The organism is Acinetobacter sp. SFD, assembly GCF_001647575.1.
Lineage (GTDB): Bacteria > Pseudomonadota > Gammaproteobacteria > Pseudomonadales > Moraxellaceae > Acinetobacter > Acinetobacter pecorum.
In genome coordinates this window covers 29,738-49,766 of sequence record NZ_LSZJ01000004.1, presented here as the reverse complement: position 1 = coordinate 49,766, position 20,029 = coordinate 29,738, and the positions used below count along the sequence as shown (strand labels likewise).

23 protein-coding genes and 1 rRNA gene are annotated in these 20,029 nt (G+C 42.3%); 8 read left to right on the top strand and 16 right to left on the bottom strand.

Features of this window, described 5'->3' with window-relative positions; all coding sequences use genetic code 11:
• The 5 genes from AY605_RS04800 to ftsY all read right to left on the bottom strand — a co-directional run.
• A 16S ribosomal RNA gene (locus tag AY605_RS04800) occupies positions 1-168 on the bottom strand; the annotation flags it as partial.
• A gap of 469 nt (positions 169-637) precedes the next feature.
• A complete protein-coding gene (locus AY605_RS04795) occupies positions 638-1,252 on the bottom strand; it encodes a DUF2057 family protein (protein ID WP_064095328.1) in 615 nt (204 codons plus the stop codon).
• Between the two features lie 210 nt (positions 1,253-1,462).
• A complete protein-coding gene (locus tag AY605_RS04790) occupies positions 1,463-2,056 on the bottom strand; it encodes a nitroreductase family protein (protein WP_064095327.1) in 594 nt (197 codons plus the stop codon).
• A gap of 195 nt (positions 2,057-2,251) precedes the next feature.
• Positions 2,252-2,941, bottom strand: coding sequence for a nitroreductase family protein (locus AY605_RS04785; RefSeq protein ID WP_064095326.1), 690 nt, complete (start codon positions 2,939-2,941; stop codon positions 2,252-2,254).
• A 176-nt stretch (positions 2,942-3,117) separates the two neighbouring features.
• Positions 3,118-4,221, bottom strand: coding sequence for a signal recognition particle-docking protein FtsY (gene ftsY, locus AY605_RS04780; protein ID WP_064095325.1), 1,104 nt, complete (start codon positions 4,219-4,221; stop codon positions 3,118-3,120).
• Positions 4,222-4,398: 177 nt separating this feature from the next.
• Between ftsY and AY605_RS04775 the strand changes: the two genes are divergently transcribed.
• Positions 4,399-5,796 (top strand): M16 family metallopeptidase, encoded by a 1,398-nt coding sequence (locus AY605_RS04775; RefSeq protein ID WP_155857654.1) that lies wholly within the window; start codon positions 4,399-4,401, stop codon positions 5,794-5,796.
• A 12-nt stretch (positions 5,797-5,808) separates the two neighbouring features.
• Positions 5,809-7,383: a M16 family metallopeptidase gene (locus AY605_RS04770; protein ID WP_064095324.1), complete on the top strand. Its 1,575-nt coding sequence runs from the start codon at positions 5,809-5,811 to the stop codon at positions 7,381-7,383.
• Here the strand turns inward: AY605_RS04770 and AY605_RS14780 are convergent.
• Positions 7,307-7,630, bottom strand: a complete 324-nt coding sequence (locus AY605_RS14780; protein WP_081406325.1) for a hypothetical protein — start codon at positions 7,628-7,630, stop codon at positions 7,307-7,309. The two genes, AY605_RS04770 and AY605_RS14780, sit on opposite strands and share 77 nt — an antisense overlap.
• 99 nt (positions 7,631-7,729) lie before the next feature.
• Entirely contained in the window at positions 7,730-8,092 is a 363-nt protein-coding gene (locus AY605_RS04765; RefSeq protein WP_064095323.1) for a hypothetical protein, read from the bottom strand.
• Positions 8,093-8,313: 221 nt separating this feature from the next.
• On the opposite strand from AY605_RS04765, the gene AY605_RS04760 reads away from it, so the two are divergent.
• The 3 genes from AY605_RS04760 to AY605_RS04750 all read left to right on the top strand — a co-directional run bounded on the left by AY605_RS04760 (position 8,314) and on the right by AY605_RS04750 (position 9,615).
• Positions 8,314-8,547: a hypothetical protein gene (locus AY605_RS04760; protein ID WP_064095322.1), complete on the top strand. Its 234-nt coding sequence runs from the start codon at positions 8,314-8,316 to the stop codon at positions 8,545-8,547.
• Positions 8,548-8,698: 151 nt separating this feature from the next.
• A complete protein-coding gene (locus AY605_RS04755; RefSeq protein ID WP_064095321.1) occupies positions 8,699-9,079 on the top strand; it encodes a DUF2750 domain-containing protein in 381 nt (126 codons plus the stop codon).
• A 104-nt stretch (positions 9,080-9,183) separates the two neighbouring features.
• Positions 9,184-9,615: a CBS domain-containing protein gene (locus AY605_RS04750; protein WP_064095320.1), complete on the top strand. Its 432-nt coding sequence runs from the start codon at positions 9,184-9,186 to the stop codon at positions 9,613-9,615.
• Positions 9,616-9,758: 143 nt separating this feature from the next.
• On the opposite strand, the gene trpB is transcribed toward AY605_RS04750, so the two are convergent.
• The 9 genes from trpB to AY605_RS04705 form a co-directional block, all read right to left on the bottom strand.
• Entirely contained in the window at positions 9,759-10,967 is a 1,209-nt protein-coding gene (gene trpB / locus AY605_RS04745; RefSeq protein WP_064095319.1) for a tryptophan synthase subunit beta, read from the bottom strand.
• A gap of 107 nt (positions 10,968-11,074) precedes the next feature.
• Positions 11,075-12,262 carry a vWA domain-containing protein gene (locus tag AY605_RS04740; protein ID WP_064095318.1) on the bottom strand — a complete coding sequence of 396 codons (1,188 nt, stop codon included), beginning with the start codon at positions 12,260-12,262 and terminating at the stop codon, positions 11,075-11,077.
• A gap of 13 nt (positions 12,263-12,275) precedes the next feature.
• A complete protein-coding gene (locus AY605_RS04735) occupies positions 12,276-13,127 on the bottom strand; it encodes an AAA family ATPase (RefSeq protein WP_064095317.1) in 852 nt (283 codons plus the stop codon).
• Positions 13,128-13,148: 21 nt separating this feature from the next.
• Positions 13,149-13,532: a hypothetical protein gene (locus tag AY605_RS04730; RefSeq protein ID WP_064095316.1), complete on the bottom strand. Its 384-nt coding sequence runs from the start codon at positions 13,530-13,532 to the stop codon at positions 13,149-13,151.
• A 21-nt stretch (positions 13,533-13,553) separates the two neighbouring features.
• Entirely contained in the window at positions 13,554-13,859 is a 306-nt protein-coding gene (locus tag AY605_RS04725) for a YcgL domain-containing protein (RefSeq protein WP_064095315.1), read from the bottom strand.
• Positions 13,860-13,989: 130 nt separating this feature from the next.
• Positions 13,990-15,132, bottom strand: coding sequence for a ribonuclease D (locus AY605_RS04720; RefSeq protein ID WP_064095314.1), 1,143 nt, complete (start codon positions 15,130-15,132; stop codon positions 13,990-13,992).
• Between the two features lie 190 nt (positions 15,133-15,322).
• Positions 15,323-15,919, bottom strand: coding sequence for a recombination mediator RecR (gene recR / locus AY605_RS04715; RefSeq protein WP_064095313.1), 597 nt, complete (start codon positions 15,917-15,919; stop codon positions 15,323-15,325).
• A 13-nt stretch (positions 15,920-15,932) separates the two neighbouring features.
• On the bottom strand, positions 15,933-16,262 hold the full coding sequence (locus AY605_RS04710; RefSeq protein WP_004731251.1) for a YbaB/EbfC family nucleoid-associated protein: 330 nt from the start codon (positions 16,260-16,262) through the stop codon (positions 15,933-15,935).
• Between the two features lie 28 nt (positions 16,263-16,290).
• Positions 16,291-17,478 (bottom strand): O-succinylhomoserine sulfhydrylase, encoded by a 1,188-nt coding sequence (locus AY605_RS04705; protein ID WP_064095312.1) that lies wholly within the window; start codon positions 17,476-17,478, stop codon positions 16,291-16,293.
• A 142-nt stretch (positions 17,479-17,620) separates the two neighbouring features.
• Here AY605_RS04705 and AY605_RS04700 point away from each other — a divergent pair, with 142 nt between their 5' ends.
• The 3 genes from AY605_RS04700 to AY605_RS04690 all read left to right on the top strand — a co-directional run bounded on the left by AY605_RS04700 (position 17,621) and on the right by AY605_RS04690 (position 20,016).
• The gene (locus AY605_RS04700; RefSeq protein WP_064095311.1) at positions 17,621-18,718 is read left to right on the top strand and encodes an alpha/beta fold hydrolase; all 1,098 of its coding nucleotides are present in this window, start codon (positions 17,621-17,623) and stop codon (positions 18,716-18,718) included.
• A gap of 69 nt (positions 18,719-18,787) precedes the next feature.
• Complete coding sequence (locus AY605_RS04695) at positions 18,788-19,660, top strand: NAD(P)-dependent oxidoreductase (RefSeq protein WP_064095310.1); 873 nt, start codon at positions 18,788-18,790, stop codon at positions 19,658-19,660.
• Positions 19,661-19,746: 86 nt separating this feature from the next.
• Complete coding sequence (locus tag AY605_RS04690) at positions 19,747-20,016, top strand: YARHG domain-containing protein (protein ID WP_064095309.1); 270 nt, start codon at positions 19,747-19,749, stop codon at positions 20,014-20,016.
• Positions 20,017-20,029 lie beyond the last annotated feature (13 nt).

The window sequence follows — 20,029 nt, the reverse complement described above, 5'->3', positions numbered from 1 at the left end:
TATTAGCATCCCTTTCGAGATGTTGTCCCCCACTAATAGGCAGATTCCTAAGCATTACTCACCCGTCCGCCGCTAGGTAAAGTAGCAAGCTACTCTTCCCCGCTCGACTTGCATGTGTTAAGCCTGCCGCCAGCGTTCAATCTGAGCCATGATCAAACTCTTCAGTTTAAAATCAGTAGCACCTTAAAGGGTGCCAATCTTGGCTCATCAATTTTCTGACAAATATTTCTCAAATAAACTTCGAGTAATTTCTACCATCAATCAATGAAAATAATTTCGATCAATCAACCAGTAAAAATCCACACAAGTTGTTCTTCATAATCTCTTAATGATTTCCTTAAAACCTCATCAGTTTTAAGCTCCAACCCAATCATTTAACGTTTCGTTTCATGCATTGCGTTGGCGTGCTGCGTATTCTATACAGTTTCAAAACAAGCGCAAGAGCTTTTCTTGAAAATATTCAGAAAAAACCATCGTACGTTTATTTTTTAACCTGAAACTCTATTTTTAACACTTTTTTTGAGTTTTTCTACCTATTTCAGCATGCAAATTTTAAGCAAATGTTAATTTTACTCTTCTGCCTTCATAAAAAAAGATCACCTTAATGGTGATCTTTTTGATTCTTTATTAAAATATTTTAATTTGCCTGCTCAGCGAGCCACGTCATAAATTTTTGACGCTCAGCTTTAGAAGCCTTCTGCCATAATTGAATCAGCTGCTGATTATTCAGTTCTGCTGACTGAGTATATACAGCTGCTGGTTGATTAACTGCTGTCATAGCTTGAGTTGTCATATCTACTTTTTTAGTCAACACATGATTTCCAAACCATGTTTTCACTGCATCTTTAGCACCCGTCTGCTGGACTAAGAGCTGATTTTTTGCATCATATAGGCCAATAATAGGCTGATCTTTGTATTTTTGCGCTGCATCAAAATCTTTAGGAGCGCTCATCAAAGCCAACCTATAAGTTTCACCCTCGATCAGCTCAGGAGTTTTTACAGTTACTACGCCAGATTTCAAGATGTCATGTGAATTATCTGAGTGCTGGAAAAATTCGTTATAACGTACGCTAATCGCATTTACCCCCGCATTCAAGGTATAAGCCTGATTTGAACGCAAGAAACCTGATTTCACTTCCTGATCATTTATAGCAACAATTTTTATTTCTTCAGGTACTGTAACGGTTACAGCTGAAAAAGCCGATGTACTAAATAAAAACACTGCTGCTGTTGCCGCAATACCTAAATCCATATCCATTACTCATTATTGGCTGTTTATTAAAAATAAGCACTATCTGCCTTTTAAATGACAATCCAATGACAAAAGTTGAAAATAATATAGCCTGAACTTCTAGAATTTATTCAGCTAGACATATTAGATAGTAGGTGAACACAACTCTAACGCATAAAAAAAGAAGCATTATCCTGCTTCTTTTAATCTGGTTTTTTTAACTAAAGCTCATTAGGTAAAAGTCTTGAATCGCTCCGCATCATCTATAAAGGTTTTCTCACCTGCAGGGGCTTCTATTGAACCAAATACCAGTTGAGCGCGAAGTTTCCAGGAAGGCGGTATATTAAAAGTTCGTGCGACCTCTTCATCAATAATCGGATTGTAATGCTGTAACGAAGCACCAATATTTACTTCTGCCAAAGCAGTCCAGGTTGCAAACTGTGCAATCGCAGAAGAATGCTCTGACCAGACCGGAAAATTATCGGCATAGAGTGCGAACTGCTCCTGCATCGACTTCACTACATCCTGGTCTTCATAGAATAGCGCAGTACCGTAACCTGCAGCAAACGCATTGATCTTGTTATTGGTTGCCTCAAATGCATCTGCTGACACGAGGTCACGCAAAGTTTCGCGTACAATATGCCAGAAGGTATCATGTGATTGACCAAATAAAATGACCACACGTGAGGTTTGCGAATTAAAAGATGAAGGACTGAATTTCACTGCATCTTTAATAATTTGTTCGATTTCTGCCTGATCCAGTTTTACATTTTTTCCAATCGAATAAATGCTACGGCGTTTCTTCATCTGATCTAAAAATGTCATGAATTCACCTCTGTATACCTTGATTATTAATAAATCGATCAAGTCATACTACGTGTTTTAAGCACCCATAACAGGTGCATTTCGATAACATTGTGTTTCATTTATATAACGCTTGGATTTATATCTGAGTAGCAGGTATGGATCTGACTTCATCACAGCCACCATGCTATTCACTACCACTCTATTCACAGTGTTTTAATTCAATATTTTAAAACGGTACTGATCCAACTGTTGCAATTTTTCTTCTACCGTTTGCTCAATTGATCCAAAGCACAGCTGGGCACGCAACAACCAATTCTTGTCGATGTCAAAATGCTCAGCGACTTTTTCATCAATTAGGGGATTATAATGCTGCAAGGAGGCTCCCAAGCCAGAATCTGCCAATGTCGCCCATACAGCAAATTGTGCCATACCGGAAGTTTGTTCAGACCATGCTGGAAAATCTTCACTATTTAATGGCATTTTCTTTTGCAATTGTTGAATCACAGACTGATCTTCATAAAATAAAATCGTGCCATAGGCTTCAGCACACTGATTCAGTTTCAGCTCCACTCCTTCATAAATATGCTCTGGTACATGCTGGCGCTGAACCTGTTTCACAATTTCCCAGAATTGATGATGAGCATCTGCAAATAACACGGCAATGCGCGTACTTTGGGAATCATAGGCGGAAGGACAGCTACGCACTGCTTCCTGAATGATTTCGCAAAGATAGGCCTGACTATAATGCACCCGTTTACCCAACGCATAAATACTGCGGCGCTTTTTCAACTGATCAATAAAGGTCAGCTCCAGATCCTCATTCAGTTTATTTTTTTTTGAAAACTTAAAGTCCTTGGTTATATCGCTTGTTAATACCTGACCAATCTTATCTAGCAATGCCATTTTCTACCCCACAAAACCAAGCTAAAACAGCCTGAATAATCCCGTAGAATTATAATGGTTTTATTGAGCTAAATAACTTTGCTTGATTTTTTCAAGCTGCTTTTTAGAGCATTCAAACCCGTTAAAAACAACAAACTCCGCACTTGGCGGAGTTTATGTGAACTATAACGCATTATTTATTTTTCAGTTTCAAACAATGCAGCGACAAATGACTTAGCGGAAAATGGACGCAAATCATCAATTTTTTCACCCACACCAATAAACCGGATCGGCACATGGGTACGACTGGCAATATTAAACAGCACACCACCTTTGGCAGTCCCATCCAGTTTGGTAATGGTCAAACCTGTTAAGCCCACTGCCTCATCAAACATTTCAACCTGATTAATGGCATTTTGACCTGTTCCGGCATCCACCACCAACATGACTTCATGCGGTGCAGTCGCATCAATTTTCTGCATGACACGTTTTACTTTGGTCAATTCCTGCATCAAATGACCTTTGTTATGCAAACGACCCGCTGTGTCTGCAATTAATACATCTACACCCTTGGCCCGGGCACTTTCAAAAGCATCGAAAATGACCGAAGCCGAGTCAGCACCATGACCTTGAGCCACGACTGCAATATTATTACGCTCACCCCAGATCTGTAGCTGTTCCGTTGCAGCTGCACGGAAAGTATCACCTGCTGCCAGCATAACAGTCTTGCCTTCACCTTGTAGGCGTTTGGCCAGTTTGCCAATCGTCGTGGTTTTACCAACACCATTTACACCCACCACCAAAATTACATAAGGTGATTTGTTTGGATCAATATGCAGCGGTTTTACCCGTGGTGCCAATAAAGCCACCAACTCTTCCTGAAGCGCTTTATAGAGGGAATGCGAGTAGATCAAATCACCACGTGCCGTACGTTCAGTCAGGTTAGTAATAATGGTCTTAGTTGCATCGACACCAATATCAGCCACCAGAAGCTGCTCTTCGACTTCTTCTAATAATTCATCATCAATTTCTTTACCACCGATCAGGATATTGACCATCCCATCGGCAAGGTTTTTACGGGTTTTGGTTAAACCCTCTTTCATACGGCTAAAGAAGCCACCTTTTGCCGCAGAATCTTCATTTTCAGTTTCTGTGGTAACAGGTGCAGAAACTACAGCTGCTTCGCTTGGCGTTTCTACGATAGGCACATTGACCGCAGGTAAGCTCGGTAATGTGACATCATCATCTCCGATATCAGCATCAATCAAAAATTTGTTTTGCCCATTAGATTGCTGTTGCATGCCGAATCCTTGAAAAGCATTGCGTTAAAAACCCAGATTCTACCATAACTTGCCTGCTTTGCAGCTAGCAATGCAATTGCTGGACAAACATACCAAAAAGCTACAGCTCTCGGTTGCTTTCAAGCACGCATTTATTAAAAATAACTCTAAATACAAATGCCTATTTTGGGAGATCTAGTGTTCACTACCTTTTTTACTGTCTCCTCTTTCTCTCAAATGATCCAACAGATGATCTATCCATTCGGTGCAGCGGTCTTGTTTAGCCTGAGTTGTAGCGCAGTTCAAGCTCAAACCAGAAGTGAATTATCACGGACTACTTTTGAAACCACGTTAAGTAACGGTTTAAAAGTCATAATTCGGGAAGACCATCGTGCGCCCATGGTAATGACACAAATCTGGTATAAAGTCGGCAGTAGTGATGAATCCGGGAATATTCTGGGGGTATCACATGCACTTGAACATATGATGTTCAAAGGCACCCACAAAGTCCCAAATGATGAATTCACCCGTCTTAGCCGGATTTATGGCGGCAGTATCAATGCGGCTACCTTTACCAATTACACCAATTATTATCAGCTCTATCCTAAGGCCTATTTTCCTATGGCACTGGAACTTGAGTCTGACCGTATGAGCAATTTATTACTGCGGCAGCAGGACTTCGAGCCAGAAATTAAAGTTGTCATGGAGGAACGGCGCCAGCGTACCGATGACAATCCGCGAGCGCAAGCCTTTGAACGGTTTAAATGGATCAGTTATCCGACCAGTCACTACCGTCAGCCAGTGATTGGACATATGAAAACCCTGAATAATATTCAGTTGAATGATGTCAAAAAATGGTACCGGGACTGGTACAGTCCGAATAATGCTATTTTGGTGATTGTCGGAAATATCGAATCTGAAGCTGCTTTGGCTCAGGTACAAAAATATTTTGCCGACATTCCCGCACGCCTAACCCCAGCACGCAATGATGTACTGGAGTTTGAGCGTTTGGGTTATCGGCATATGGAGATCAACAGCAATGTTCAGGTGCCCAATCTTTATATGACCTGGAACGTAAAATCATTAACCACAGCTAAAAACCCGCAAGATGCCTATGCATTGAGTATTATTCGCAGTCTTTTGGACAGTGGGATTTCTTCCCGCCTGCAAGATCGCCTGATAAGAGATCGTAAAATTCTAACCTCTGTCAGCGTGTCTTATGATCCTTATAATCGTGGTGACAGCCTGTTTGGTATTTCAGCACTTCCTGTTTCAGGTGTTAGCCTGGCAGAAGCACAAGCTGCAATTCAGGATGAAATTGATTTACTAAAAACTGAATCTATTTCCGAGCGAGAACTGGAGCGCATCAGCACACGTTTTATTTCAAGTCTGATTTATAGTCAGGATGATCTGGCTGGACAGGCCAGAATGATTGGAAATCTGGAGGTCAATGGCTTGAGTTATCGCCTGATGGATGAGTTACCAAAACACTTTGAAAGCGTCAGTACTCAAGATATCCAGCGCGTCGCCAATGCCTATTTTGTCAGAGAAAACCTCAGTACACTTTATCTCTCACCCGAACAAAACACCCATTAACGGGGATTATAAATGCTTCAAGTTTATCCAATTTTGCTTATTTATGTTTTAAGTTTGAGTACGGCTATTCATGCAGAAAACTATCTGGACCATCAGCCTGACCAAAATGATAATCCGAGTCAGTTACAGTCTATTCCTCTGTTACAAAGTCTTAAAAATATCAATCCGCAACGTGAATTTCAGGCCCCTTATATTCATGACCTGAATAATCGCTACAAGGTACGTACGCTATTTGTTGAAACCCAAGATCTTCCCATGGTAGATATCCAGCTGACCTTCAATGCCGGCTCGGCCCGCGACGAGGAAATTGCTAAAGGACTGTATGGTCTATCCAATATGGCAGCCAAACTGATGCGTGAAGGCACAGATAAATATAGCGCAAATCAGGTAGCGGCTGTTTTTGACCAAACTGGCGCACAATTCAGCGTACAAGCATATCGGGACATGTTCGTAATTCGTCTACGTACGCTCTCAGACCCAAAAAAATTAGAACCCGCCTTAGCAATGATGATGGAGGTTATAAAGAATGCTTCCTTTAAACCGTCTAGCATCAATTTGGCCTTAAGTAATACCCAAGTGGGGCAAAAGCAACTACAGGAAAACCCCAGCCGGCTGATGGATATCCGTTTTTATCGCACCCTTTATGGTCAACATCCTTATGCAGAACCAGTCACTGGCACCCAAGGCAGTACCAAAAAAATTAACGCAGAATTATTAAAAAAATTCCGTGATCAATTTCTGGTGGCACAAAATATGAATATTGCCATTACCGGAAAACTGAGTCCTAAACAGGCACTCGAGCTGTCTGAACGAATTGCCGGTAATTTACCTCAAGGACAAAAAGCAGCAGCATTACCAACGCCTGAGATTAAATCTGGTTTTGAAGTAGTACATTTACCCTATAACTCGTCTCAGGCACATGTCATCTTTGGACATCTAGGACCGACCCGCTTTACTACGGATAAACTGGCTTTAGAGATCGCTAATCGAATATTTGGGGGTGGTGGTTTTAATTCAGTACTCATGCAGGAGCTTCGGGTAAAACGAGGTTTTACCTACGGAGCTTATAGTTCATTCAGCTTTACTCAGTCGCCAGGAGTATTCAGCTTCAAATATGCTACACGTCAGGATCAACTGCTAGACAGCATTCAGGTCGCACATCGGGCATTTATCAACTTCGTTAGCCAACCCATTAATGGTCAGCGTCTGGAAGAAACCAAAGCTGGCATGCTGCGTGCCTTCCCTAATGTTTACAGCAGTAATGCCACTATCAATGCCCAGTTAGGCAATATGGGCTTTTATAGCGAGCAAAGTAATTATCTATCCAGTTATTCGGAACGTTTGGCTCAAGTCACGGCTACAGATGTACAAAATGCCATACGCAAGCACTTCCATCCCGATCGCTTAACACTAATCATCGTTAGTAAAGAACTGGATAAAACTGCATTGGAAATGCGTTTGGAACAAAATTTGATTGATGCAAATTTTTACTTGCCCGCTCGTCCTCTACCTAGCGCATCTCCACAGAGACCGGTGGAAGCTGACGTGCCCGTAACGACTCCTGCTGATAAGCCTGCATCAATTTAAGATATTGCCCACTACGGATATGCTGCTGCTCTAACAGAGCGAGTGCCATATCCTGAGTTTGGGGAAGATTTTGCTGCTTAGACAATTGCTGAATTTGAGTAACTTGCGACATGCTCAACGGACGGTATAAAGCAAATGCGGCTAAAAACAGGATCACCACAACAATAAAGATAACAACACTATTATAAATCTGTTCCAGATTAATTCTGCTGAAAAGTTGATTTAGTTTTTCTGAATCTATAGACATACACTACCTCAGGTTAAAGGTAGTGTATGATTGCCATTGCACAAGTTCAAGTCAGCACAGCGAATATTCATAAGGACTGAAAATCTGCTTATGCCAAGCTTAATTCATTGCTTTGGTTAGAATTGTAGAATAGAGTACCGCCGCTACCACTGCCAGTACGAGTAGAATCGCAAATTTACTTAAACCTGCTTCTGCTTCAGGTGGATGCAAGCGGTCTTCGTCTGCAATACGGACTAATTCGCCATTATAGAGTTTATAAAACTGCTCACGCTGGTTTTCGTCCAGCTCACGAGTGAAATCATATACTTCTTTACGCTGTGCCAGACCATATTCACCCAAATGGGTGTATTTACTAAATATAGCAGCATCAAGCTTTTTGCGATGCAAATCTGCAAGCTCCATAATTTGCCCTGCAGTCGGCGGCATATCAAATTTCACACCATCTAAAGTTCTTGTCGTCATGGCTTTCTCCTTGTTGTTTGCTATCCATTTACAATGTAGCTTAATAATATTTATAGTTGTGTATAGTTTAATCAGTTAAACTATAACTGAAGTAAACAAACAAATTCGAATGGTTGACTTTTCCATTATTTTGTAATATTAGTTTAACAATACTAATTTATATTTGTATTTAGACTCATAAGTCTATCCTGAAATCATAATTAAAATTAAGGAGTTTATATATGATTCAACAATTCTCTCAGCATGATCTGGAACATCTGTATGCAGATGCCGTGAATACCATTCAATCACAAATGAACTTTGTCGATGCGGTAAAACAGCTTGAAGAAGCAGCTCGCGCCGGCCATGGTAAAGCAGCACTTTTTTTAGCAGAACTTTACTATCAGGGTTTCCGTGTAGAACGAGATTCACTCAAAGCCCAGTACTGGCAAAACATGGCCACGATGAAAGCATAAAAGAACGTCACCTAGGTGGCGTTTTTTTATGCCATATTTTCAATAAACCGCAATCAATACATATTTTCTTACGATTACTTGCAAAGCTGAAACAGTAATTACTTATAAAGTTTCTAGAATAGGGGCTGTCATCCAATAGCACTTAATTCCAATGAAACCACGAACAATTATTCAAATTGATCCGATCTGCAAAGAATTTCTTCTGAAGATTACAATGCTGAAATCCATGATGAATTGTGGCGAGCTATGGGGCGCATATCATAAAGGTTGGGCAATGATGCGCGACCACGAAGACTGCATCTTTCCATTTTGGCTTAATCCACTCGATGCCCAAAATTACGCTCAACAACATTGGCCGCATTACATTCCACGTAAAATTAATTCTGAAGATTTTGAAAATGCGTTATTACCAACCTTATCACGACTGAATGTTACACCCGCCCTATGCAATACCAATGGCACCAGACTTAAACTAACTGCTGCACAAATGCGTCACCTATTTTTTTCGCAACAAAGACTGCACATTGCTTAAATAACATGCTATTTATAAAGAGTAAAACTTAAAAACCTAGAGATGTTCAGGTTGAATACATACTCAAGGATTAATAATAAATTGACCGATAAGGATGATTAAGCATGACCAATGTGGCACAGGTGCTCAGTGAAAAAATGCATCAAGCTATTTATACCATCCGTCCAGATTCTACAGTTTTAGAGGCCATCACCTTGATGGCCGAAAAAGGAATCGGGGCGCTGGTAGTCACCCATGAAGACAGCGTGGTGGGAATTTTGTCAGAACGGGATTACACCCGTAAGATTGCCCTGATGCAAAGAACCTCATTTGATACTACAGTCAATGAGATCATGACTTCTAAAGTGATTACCGTGACATCAGCCACTACGGTAGAAGACTGTTTATCGCTGATGACTGATCGTCACCTGCGTCACTTACCCGTGGTCGAACATGAAAAACTGATCGGTTTGATTTCAATTGGAGATTTGGTCAAAGCAGCTATGGAGGACCAACGCAAACTGATTGAGCAATTACAGCAATATATCTCAGGTTAAAATAATATCACCACTCCCCCCAACATAGAAAGACCATGTAAATATCCAAAATTTAAACAACACAAAGATAAACCATCATATTTGAGATATAAAAAATCCCGGCACATGTACCGGGATTTTTTATATCAACATTTTGAATACAATCAGTTTAAACCGAGTTTTTCTGCTACATAATCTGAGTCTTTATCACCACGGCCCGATAAGTTCACCACAATCTTGGTATCTTTTGGCAGTTTCCCTGCTTCACGAATGGCCCAAGCCACCGCATGCGAACTTTCCAGTGCAGGTACAATACCTTCTACGCGTGACAGTGTCATAAATGCATCCAGACATTCCTGGTCGGTCGCAGTCGTATACTCGACCCGCCCCAAATCTTTCAGCAAACTATGCTGTGGTCCCACACCCGGGTAATCCAGACCAGAAGCAATTGAATGCACTGGCAATGGCTCGCCTTGTTCATTTTCCAGAACATAACAGGCCATACCATGTAACTGGCTCGGTTTACCTAAGGTCAAAGTAGCTGAATGCATATCAGTATCTAAACCATGACCTGCTGGCTCCACACCGACCAGCTTCACATCCGGTTCATTTAAAAATGCAGTGAATGCGCCGACTGCATTAGAACCACCACCAACACAAGCAACGATGTAATCAGGATTTGCACCAAAACGTTCATTGGTCTGAACTTTAATTTCATCGCCAATAATCGACTGAAAATCACGTACCATCATCGGGAATGGGTGCGGTCCAACCACCGAACCGATAGCATAGATGTAATTTTTCGGATCTTTCAAATATTCTTCAAAAGCACTATCGACTGCATCTTTAAGCGTAGCTGTACCGCGAGTCACAGAAATCAGTTTGGCACCCAGAATTTTCATCTTGACGACGTTTGGATGTTCTTTTTCGATATCCACTTGCCCCATATGAATTTCACATGGGATACCCACCAAGGCACATGCAGTTGCCAAAGCAACACCATGCTGGCCGGCACCGGTTTCTGCGATGACTTTGGTCTTGCCCATATATTTGGCCAGTAAAGCTTCACCCAGACAGTGATTGATCTTGTGCGCGCCGGTATGATTCAGATCTTCACGTTTCAGATAAATCTGCGCCCCGCCAAGCTGTTCAGAAAGGCGTTTGGCATGAAATAGTGGACTTGGACGACCGACATAATGAGCAAACAGGTCTTTCAGTTCATTCTGAAATTCTTCAGTCTGACGAATTTCCTGATAGGCCACATTAATATCATCCATGGCCTGTTTCAGATCGGGTGGAATAAACTGACCGCCATATCGACCAAAAAAACCCTCTTCATTGGGTAATGCAATACCATTAATTTGATGAGTCATAATCATGCCCGAGATTTTAAATAAAAGATAATGAGTGACTTTATACTAGAATAATTTGTTTTAAATCACTAATAACTCTAACTAAAGTCACTTATAGATAAATAGAATTAACGCGCAAGATATTTGGTCATGTCTTCAATGCCTTTCAGCGTCATTGGAAACATATGATTTTCAAATATTTGCTGGATCAGACCAATGGTATGGGTGTAATGCCAGTATTTTTCTTCTTCCGGATTCAGCCAGGCAGTTTTATCAAAATGCTGACGCAGACGCTGTAACCAGACCTGTCCAGCTTCATCATTCATATATTCAACCGAACCACCGACAGAATTCAGCTCATACGGTGCCATACTGGCATCACCGACCACAATCACGCGGTAATCGCGGCCATAGGTATTGAACAAATCCCAGGTATTCATGCGTGAACTGGAACGACGGACATTATCTTTCCAGACATAGTCGTACAGACAGTTATGAAAATAAAAATATTCCAGGGTTTTGAATTCGGTTTTCGCAGCACTGAACAGCTTTTCACACTGGGCAATATGCGCATCCATCGAACCACCGACATCGAACAGCATTAAAACTTTAATACGGTTACGACGCTCGGGCACCAGTTGTACATCCAGAATACCCTGCTTGGCCGTTTCACGAATCGTACCATCAATATCCAGTTCTTCGGCTGCACCCTGACGGGCAAACTTACGCAAACGGCGCAATGCCATCTGCATCTGGCGGCTACCCAAAATCTGTTCATCATCCAGATTGCGGTATTGACGCTGCTCCCAGACTTTCACCGCAGAACGCTTACGTCCCGGCCCGCCAATACGCACACCTTCAGGATGATCGCCATAGGCACCAAAGGGTGAAGTACCACCGGTACCAATCATCTTGTTACCGCCCTGATGTTTTTTATGCTGTTCGCGCAGACGCTCTTCCAGCATTTTCATCAGTTCTTCTAGCGATCCGGCTTTTTTCAGCTCTTCGCGCTGCTCCGGGGTCAGATGCTTCTCGAGTAATTCGAGATCGAACCAGTCTTTGGGCAGCTTATGCACCTGATTTAGCAGTTCATCCAGATCAAAGGTCGCGATACCATCAAAATAGTCTTTCATGGCACGATCGAACTTGTCGAAATAGCGCTCGTCTTTGACCATGACGGTTTTGACCAGCTGATAGAACTCGTCCTGATCGGCAAACACCAGACCTGCAGCAACCGCCTGATTCAGGTCAATCAATTCGCGGGTCGATACCGGTACGCCGTATTTGCGTAAGGTATAAAACAGTCGCACAAACATGCGTGTTTCTCCCTTAACGACGTGACATAAATGCTAGACGTTCAAGCAACTGTACATCTTGCTCATTTTTAATCAAGGCGCCGTATAGAGGCGGAATTGCTTTGGATTTATCAGTATTGCGCAGAATATCTTCCGGCATATCATCTGCCATGAGCAGGCTGAGCCAGTCGATCAGTTCAGAAGTTGAAGGTGGTTTTTTTAAACCCGGAACTTTACGAAGTTGGAAGAATACCTGTAAGGCTTCATTCACCAATGTTGCAGAGATATTGGCAAAATGCACATCGATGATTTCACGCATAGTGGCTTCATCCGGGAATTCGATGTAATGGAAGAAGCAACGGCGCAGGAAAGCATCTGGCAATTCTTTTTCATTATTTGAGGTAATGATTACGATTGGACGCTGTATTGCCGTAATGGTTTCGCCTGTCTCGTATACATAGAACGACATTTTATCAAGTTCATGCAGCAAGTCATTTGGAAACTCGATGTCTGCCTTGTCAATTTCATCAATCAGCAGGACACAGCGCTCTTCACTGGTAAAGGCTTCCCACAATTTGCCAGGCTTAATGTAGTTCTTGATGTCATAGACACGATCATCACCCAACTGACTGTCACGCAGGCGCGATACGGCATCGTATTCATACAGGCCTTGCTGTGCTTTGGTGGTGGATTTAATGTGCCAGGTGATCAATTTTAAACCCAGACTTTGTGCGACTTGCTCGGCCAGTAAAGTCTTACCTGTACCCGGCTCACCTTTGACCAGTAACGGTTTTTGCAAGCTGCGGGCAGCTTTCACCGCAAGTTTTAAACTGTCAGTCGCAATGTACTGATCGGTACCTGAAAATTGTTGAATATCAGCAGACATGATTGAACCTTATTTTTTTACTTACAGCGGTGAACTTTTCTCGTGAACACGAATATTGCTTTTGTTCGACACATAAGTCGACCAGCAATAGCCAATCACAGAACCAATCCCAATGACAAATAAAATAAGTGACGCATTAATCCAAACTAAAGGCTGCTCTTTGGTTAGCATCCCGAATAACAGCCCAAAAATCGCGGGTGCAATGGAAGCATTCGGTCCCTCAGACACAGTGGGTGTCAGCAAAACGGCGAAGGCTATAATCCACAAAAAACCACCCATAGGTTTAGGCAAGCGTTTGGTCACACCATACCAGCACCATAAAGCAATCAAGCTGCCGAGCAGGTAAACTGCTACGGCAATGCTCTGTTCAGGAATTGAGTCTAATACAGCGACATAACCATTCATTTCACAACTCCTGAATTAACATTAAGCACCACGAAGCCCTTCTGGCTCTACAGCATTCGGGTCAATTAAACCTTCGGGCGGCATTTGCAGAAAGAAACCGCGGGTTTCAATAGAATCCATCACATGCAGAACATTGGCACGTGCCAGTTTACGCGATTCGCTTAATTCAAGATGCATGACAAAAGTCGCACGCCCAAATGCTGCCTGTACTGCTTCAGTTAATACACTTAAAGGCTCGAATGTTTCAGCTTCGCTTTCATTCGCAGGACGCGCCACATACAGATACATCTCACTTTTTTTGCTGGATTTGTAGATAGACACTTGCATATTTCAAACGACTTTTCTGGAAAAACAACCGCAAGGATACATCAAAAAAAAGACAGAAACATTAGCCACGTCTCATGCATCAGTCGTGATTTTGTATAATTGCTTTTTCTTTAACCAATCCTGCAGCCAATTACTCGCTGACTTTCATCTGGGTAGACAGATAAGATTCATCCTGATGCAATACCTCAATCAGGGGCCGAGTTAATAACTCATAGCGCCATCCAAGCAGATAATCCGGCAGATCCTGTTCATCCTTGTGAAAGACTACATGCTGATACAGTGCATTCAACCATTTCTTGCGCATCAGCACTTCTTTGGGAATCGAGGTTTCATTGACCACATGTTGAATAATTGCATCAATTCTGTCGCCGATATCTCGGGAAGAGTGGCGGATTGGACGTGCCAGGCGTAAGGGCCATTCGGCCTGGTCAGGCAGGAATTTCAACAGATCTAAAATCGTTTTGCCATGTTCGCGTAAAATATTGCCCCGAATATCTTTAACATGGCTAAGCTGAAAATTATTGCGCGGAAACTTTTCGACCAGATCAATCATGCTCGAATTTTTCAGGATAAAACTGCGTGGCTGATTCAATGCTTTGGCAATCTGATCACGCCAGACCATCAATTGCTGCAATTGCATCAGTTGACGGCGTGAATGCCGGTAATTTCCAACATCCTGATACAACAAGGCCGTAGGTGTATCTTTACCAATTTCCTGTGTCAGGAAACGACAATCCTGTAAGGCAAAATCCAGCAGATCTTTCGCATCCAGCTCATGTTTGATTTTTTCCGACAGTTGTACCAGATAATGCACATCATTGGCCGCATACAGTAATTGGTCTGAGCTGAGTGGACGTGCCAGCCAGTCAGAACGGGTCTGGTCTTTTTCAATATCGACTTCCAGCATCTGCTTGAGTGCATTTTGATAGCTAACTTGCAAACCATGTCCCAGAAATGACATACCGATCTGGGTATCGAATACATTACTCAGCGATTTTTTCTGGGTATAGTGATAGATCAGGTCGATATCTTCACTACAGGCATGAAAAATATTTTGCTGTGCGTCAAAAATTTTATTAAGGAACTCAGTCAAATCCAGTGTGGTACCATCCAGCAAATAAACCTGGTTGTCTACATTAATCTGGAACACACCCAGCTTAGGCCACAAGGTATCGACCTTGATAAACTCGGTATCCAACCCGTAAACTGAATTCTGGTCCATTAGTTTCAGTACAGGAGTTAAGTCGTGCTGGTGTTGAATAAATTGAAACATAAAGACTGAGTCTAAATTTAGATGCTCGATAAAACCATATTACCCCATATATAGAATTTATATATAAAAATATTATGCCTTACTTAAACTATTTGTTTCATTTTTCTCAGATAACTGCAGATAATAAGACACTAAAACTTCTTAATAATATATTTTTTATATTATATATCGAAAAAAGATAATTAATATTTTACTTAATTCGCATACGATTATGCACAGCCTGACTCAAAGTGTGACTATCGACATATTCCAGTTCTCCGCCTTGCGGTACACCTTGTGCGATACGGGTCATCTGGATTGGCAAATGTTTACTGGCTTCTACCAGATAATGTGCCGTGGCCTGCCCTTCAACTGTCGCATTGGTGGCCAGAATCACTTCTTTGACCCGCCCCTGACTCAAGCGTTGCAACAAATACGGAATACCAATTTCTTCCGGACCAATCCCGTCAAGTGGAGACAGATGTCCGCCCAATACATGATATTTACCACGAAAACTGCCGCTTTGTTCAATCGCCATCACATCTGCCGGAGATTCCACTACGCACAGCAGTTCATCATCACGATCAAGAGACGTACAGATATTGCAGACTTCATCTTCAGTAAGTGAATGACAGATCGAGCATTCATGAATGTGGTTGGTTGCCTCAGTCAAGGCATGTGCCAGACCTACTGCACCCTCACGATTTTTCATGATCAAGTGCAATGCCATGCGCTGAGCCGATTTCGGCCCCACGCTTGGCAATATGCGTAATGCTTGAACCAGTTGATCAAAACGATCACTAAACATTGCGCATTCTTCCTTAGAACATGCCAGCCAAGCCAGGTGGTAAACCCATGCCCGAATTTGCTGCTTTCATTCTTTCATCAGAAACCAGTTCTGCCTGACGCGCTGCATCATTCATTGCAGCTGCAATCAGGTCTTCAATCATGTCTGGATCATCCTGAAGTAATTCTGGATTGATTTCGATACGCTTTACTACATTACGGCAAGTCATAGTCACTTTCACCAGACCACCACCCGCTTCCGCATGCACTTCAGTTTGTGCCAGCTCTTCCTTGGCTTTTTTTACGTTATTTTCAACTTCTTTTTGCATACGCTGAGCTTGCTGCATCAACATGTTAATGTTCATAAATATCTCCGAACATAAATTTATAAAATTAGATAAGATCTAAACCGCGAGTAATATCACGAATAATATCACCAATCTCTTCCAAACCAACAGAAACGCGAATTAAACCTTCACGGATACCTGCTGCCGCCTTGGCTTCTGGAGACAGTTTGCCATGAGTCGTGGTTGCCGGATGAGTAATAGTTGATTTCACATCACCCAGATTACCAGTAATTGAAATGAACTTGGTATTGTCAATTACTGTCCAGGCGCCTTCACGACCACCTTTCACTTCAAAAGACACGATACCGCCAAAACCGGTTTGCTGTTTTGCTGCCAGTGCATGACCAACATGTTCAGGCAAACCTGCGTAATACACTTTTTCAACTTTCGGATGCGCATTCAGAAATTCCGCCAGTTTTTGAGCACTGGCAGAATGTTCACGCATACGTAAGCGTAGCGTTTCCAAGCCTTTTAGGAACACCCAGGCATTGAACGGGCTCATTGACGGGCCGGTAGTACGCACATAACCGAAGATTTCTTCCAGTACCTTGTGATTACCCACGACTGCACCGCCTAATGCACGACCCTGACCATCAAGGTACTTCGTAGCTGAATATACAACGAGGTCAGCACCAAATTTGATTGGTTGTTGTAATACTGGGGTACAGAAGCTGTTATCAATGGCCAGCAAAGCATTATTGGCATGGGCAATATCTGCCAGGGCTTGAATGTCTGCCACTTCTGCCAGCGGATTGGATGGAGACTCTACAAAAAGTAATTTGGTTTCAGGCTTGATGGCATTTTTCCAGGCATCCAGATCAGTCAAGTCGACAAAATCAACTGCTACACCGAATTTAGCAACATATTTTTCAAATAAAGAAACGGTGGAACCAAATACTGCACGTGAACAGATTACATGATCGCCTGCTTTCAAAAATGCCATTGCTACTGCCATAATCGCTGCCATACCTGAACTGGTGGCAACGGCGCGCTCTGCACCTTCTAAAGCAGCCAGACGCTTTTCAAACATGGCAACGGTCGGGTTAGTAAAGCGAGAGTAGATATTACCCGGCTCTTGGCCTGAAAATTTTGCGGCAGCTTCTGCGGCATTTTCATAAACAAATGACGATGTTAGAAAAATCGGTTCGCCATGCTCACCCTCAAAGCTACGGGTGTGACCAGTACGGATGGCTAAAGTTTCTAATTGGTAGTTAATATCGTCTTGCTGGCTCATCACTTTACTTCAGCCCTAAGGCTGCCTTTTGTAAAAAATTGCCAACATTTTGAGCGCCTAAGCTATTTCAGGTCAAGGCATAATAAGCGATTATTGCTTAGACTTCGATCAATCCTTCCGCGGATACGGATATTTTATTTACATGATTCAGTTAAAACAAAATTTTCAGCGTCAGCAAAAAAAATTGAAACACCTCAAGACCCGGGTGTTTAATGCCTCCTCACTGATTCTGTCGCAAAAAACCCTTTTTGAATATATTGCTGGCACCCAGTTTTACAAAATCCGATATTACGCCTCACCCGACAAAAAATATAAGGAACCATTGGTCTTTATTGCTCCCCTGGCCGTTAATATGGATATCTATGACCTGTATCCCTATCGTTCACTGGTCAAGCATTTTCAGCATAGCGGTTTTGATGTCTATCTGGTGGAGTGGAAACGTTTTGACTTTAAGCATCGTCATCTGAACTTTTTATCTTTTATCGATTCTGCTATTCCCCAGTCTATTGAAACGATCTGCAATCATTCAGGTAGTCAGCTGATTTCCCTACATGGCTGGAGTATGGCAGGCGTATTTGTCACGCTTTATACCGCCCTGCATTCGCCGGAACATGTCAAGAATCTGATCGTAGTCGGCAGTCCGATTGACAGTTATGCTTCAGGACGTGTCGGCAAACTGTTTTCTACAACCAATAAACTGATTTCTAAAAATAAAAATCTAAAACAGGCCATTCATCAAGGGCTGATTCCAAAACAGTATATTCATACACCGGGTATTTTAAATGCCTTGGGCTTTAAATTACTTGACCCGATTGGCTGGTTCAAAAGCCAAAAGCGGTTTTTGCTAAATCTTGATCGTGCCGAAGATGTCTATGAACACGCAACTATGGGAAATTTCCTGAATAAAATGATCGATTATCCAGGTGGGATTAATCAGGACATGATGCTGCATTTGTGGCTACAAAATCCATTAAAGCAGGGTTCTATTACTTTGAATGGTCGTACCATTGAGCTCAAGAATATTAGCTGCTCCCTTTTGGTAGGTGCAGGTCAAACTGACCAGATTGTGACAGAATCATCCGCCAGACCATTGCTGGATTTGACAAGTAGCCAGGATAAGACGTTTACTCTGATTCCAGGCGGTCATCTCGGCCTGATGTCCAATCAGAAAACAGCCAATACATTCTGGCCAAAAATGACGACCTGGCTGGTGCAACGCTCAAAATGTCTCGGCGCTTAAAGCAGATTTAAGTACCAGTAAAAATATTCAAACTTATCAATATATTTATACATATGCAGAGGGTACAGCATGATTCAGTCAGTCGCATTTATCGGCTTAGGTGCAATGGGTTATCGTATGGCAGCACATTTACCCAAGCATTTTGATACGGTCTATGTCTGGAACCGTACTTTCAACAAGGCAGAAGAGCATGCTGCTGAATATGGCACCCAGGCTGTTAGCCTTGAACAGGCTGTTCAGGCAGATGTGATTTTTTCCTGCCTGCCAACCAGTACCGATGTAGAGCAACTTCTGGAAGATTTACCGCTTAAATCCGGCTCAGTCTGGGTCGACTGTACCAGTGGCGTACCGGATTCAGCGCAAAAACTGGCAGTACAACTGGCTGAACGTGGGGTGATTTTTCTGGATGCACCTGTCAGTGGCCAGACCATTGGTGCTGAAAATGGTACTTTAACTGTGATGGTGGGTGGCAATGTACAGGGTTATGAACATGCTCTCCCTGCGATGCGGGCTTTTGGCAAACTGATCAAGCATGTGGGTGAATCTGGTGCGGGTTTTGCTGTGAAGGCGGTAAATAATATGTTAATGGCTGTAAACCTGTGTGCCGTTGCTGAGGGCTTTACTACCCTGAAAGCACATGGAGTAAATCTGCATGAAGCACTAGATTGCATTAATGCTTCAAGTGGGAAAAGCATGGTGACCGAAACCGTATTGCCACAGCGGATTTTAAATCGAAGTTTTCCTGTAACCTTTGCCCTGCCACTTCTGGCCAAAGACACCGGGATTGCAATCGATCTCGCCCGCGAAGCCAAACTTTCTGCACCTGTGTTATCTTTAACCCAGAACCTGATTCAGGCAGCTAGCGATCTATCGGATAAAAACAGTGATTTTTCCAGTGCTGTAAAAATGTATGAATCATGGAGTAATATTACCATTGAGTAATATCTCGCCATTGAATAATGATAACGAAACCTCATATTGTGACTGTTAAGCAGGTACAAATAGTGGATAACCCAGAGGAAACTCTCATGAAGAAATTTTCTGTTGCAGCATTGATTGGCTTTGCAACTTTGTTCGGGGCTTCAACATCGGTTCTTGCATCTGAACAAGAGTGCAAAAAATTAAAAAATGATCACGACGTAATTTACGCGTCTAAAGGTTTCTGTTTCAAAGATCCTGAAGCAAAAGCCAAGTTCGGTAATGATAATTGTTATACAACCAAGCCAAAATTCTCGGAAAAAGAGCAACAACGTCTTGACGCGATCAAAGAACGTCAGAAAGAATTGAACTGTAAATAATTCAGTTTAATGA

What these genes read in the sequence shown, in the direction of transcription:
- AY605_RS04705 (WP_064095312.1), bottom strand. Translation starts at nt 17,478, where the DNA reads ATGAGCCAGCAAGACGATATTAACTACCAATTAGAAACTTTAGCCATC.
- AY605_RS04785 (WP_064095326.1), bottom strand. Translation starts at nt 2,941, where the DNA reads ATGGCATTGCTAGATAAGATTGGTCAGGTATTAACAAGCGATATAACC.
- AY605_RS04755 (WP_064095321.1), top strand. Translation starts at nt 8,699, where the DNA reads ATGAAACCACGAACAATTATTCAAATTGATCCGATCTGCAAAGAATTT.
- AY605_RS04730 (WP_064095316.1), bottom strand. Translation starts at nt 13,532, where the DNA reads ATGAATGGTTATGTCGCTGTATTAGACTCAATTCCTGAACAGAGCATT.
- AY605_RS04710 (WP_004731251.1), bottom strand. Translation starts at nt 16,262, where the DNA reads ATGAACATTAACATGTTGATGCAGCAAGCTCAGCGTATGCAAAAAGAA.
- AY605_RS04770 (WP_064095324.1), top strand. Translation starts at nt 5,809, where the DNA reads ATGCTTCAAGTTTATCCAATTTTGCTTATTTATGTTTTAAGTTTGAGT.
- trpB (WP_064095319.1), bottom strand. Translation starts at nt 10,967, where the DNA reads ATGACTCATCAAATTAATGGTATTGCATTACCCAATGAAGAGGGTTTT.
- AY605_RS04725 (WP_064095315.1), bottom strand. Translation starts at nt 13,859, where the DNA reads ATGCAAGTGTCTATCTACAAATCCAGCAAAAAAAGTGAGATGTATCTG.
- AY605_RS04735 (WP_064095317.1), bottom strand. Translation starts at nt 13,127, where the DNA reads ATGTCTGCTGATATTCAACAATTTTCAGGTACCGATCAGTACATTGCG.
- AY605_RS04760 (WP_064095322.1), top strand. Translation starts at nt 8,314, where the DNA reads ATGATTCAACAATTCTCTCAGCATGATCTGGAACATCTGTATGCAGAT.
- AY605_RS04750 (WP_064095320.1), top strand. Translation starts at nt 9,184, where the DNA reads ATGACCAATGTGGCACAGGTGCTCAGTGAAAAAATGCATCAAGCTATT.
- AY605_RS04690 (WP_064095309.1), top strand. Translation starts at nt 19,747, where the DNA reads ATGAAGAAATTTTCTGTTGCAGCATTGATTGGCTTTGCAACTTTGTTC.
- AY605_RS04695 (WP_064095310.1), top strand. Translation starts at nt 18,788, where the DNA reads ATGATTCAGTCAGTCGCATTTATCGGCTTAGGTGCAATGGGTTATCGT.
- AY605_RS04795 (WP_064095328.1), bottom strand. Translation starts at nt 1,252, where the DNA reads ATGGATTTAGGTATTGCGGCAACAGCAGCAGTGTTTTTATTTAGTACA.
- AY605_RS04790 (WP_064095327.1), bottom strand. Translation starts at nt 2,056, where the DNA reads ATGACATTTTTAGATCAGATGAAGAAACGCCGTAGCATTTATTCGATT.
- recR (WP_064095313.1), bottom strand. Translation starts at nt 15,919, where the DNA reads ATGTTTAGTGATCGTTTTGATCAACTGGTTCAAGCATTACGCATATTG.
- AY605_RS04765 (WP_064095323.1), bottom strand. Translation starts at nt 8,092, where the DNA reads ATGACGACAAGAACTTTAGATGGTGTGAAATTTGATATGCCGCCGACT.
- AY605_RS04720 (WP_064095314.1), bottom strand. Translation starts at nt 15,132, where the DNA reads ATGTTTCAATTTATTCAACACCAGCACGACTTAACTCCTGTACTGAAA.
- AY605_RS04740 (WP_064095318.1), bottom strand. Translation starts at nt 12,262, where the DNA reads ATGTTTGTGCGACTGTTTTATACCTTACGCAAATACGGCGTACCGGTA.
- AY605_RS14780 (WP_081406325.1), bottom strand. Translation starts at nt 7,630, where the DNA reads ATGTCTATAGATTCAGAAAAACTAAATCAACTTTTCAGCAGAATTAAT.
- ftsY (WP_064095325.1), bottom strand. Translation starts at nt 4,221, where the DNA reads ATGCAACAGCAATCTAATGGGCAAAACAAATTTTTGATTGATGCTGAT.
- AY605_RS04700 (WP_064095311.1), top strand. Translation starts at nt 17,621, where the DNA reads ATGATTCAGTTAAAACAAAATTTTCAGCGTCAGCAAAAAAAATTGAAA.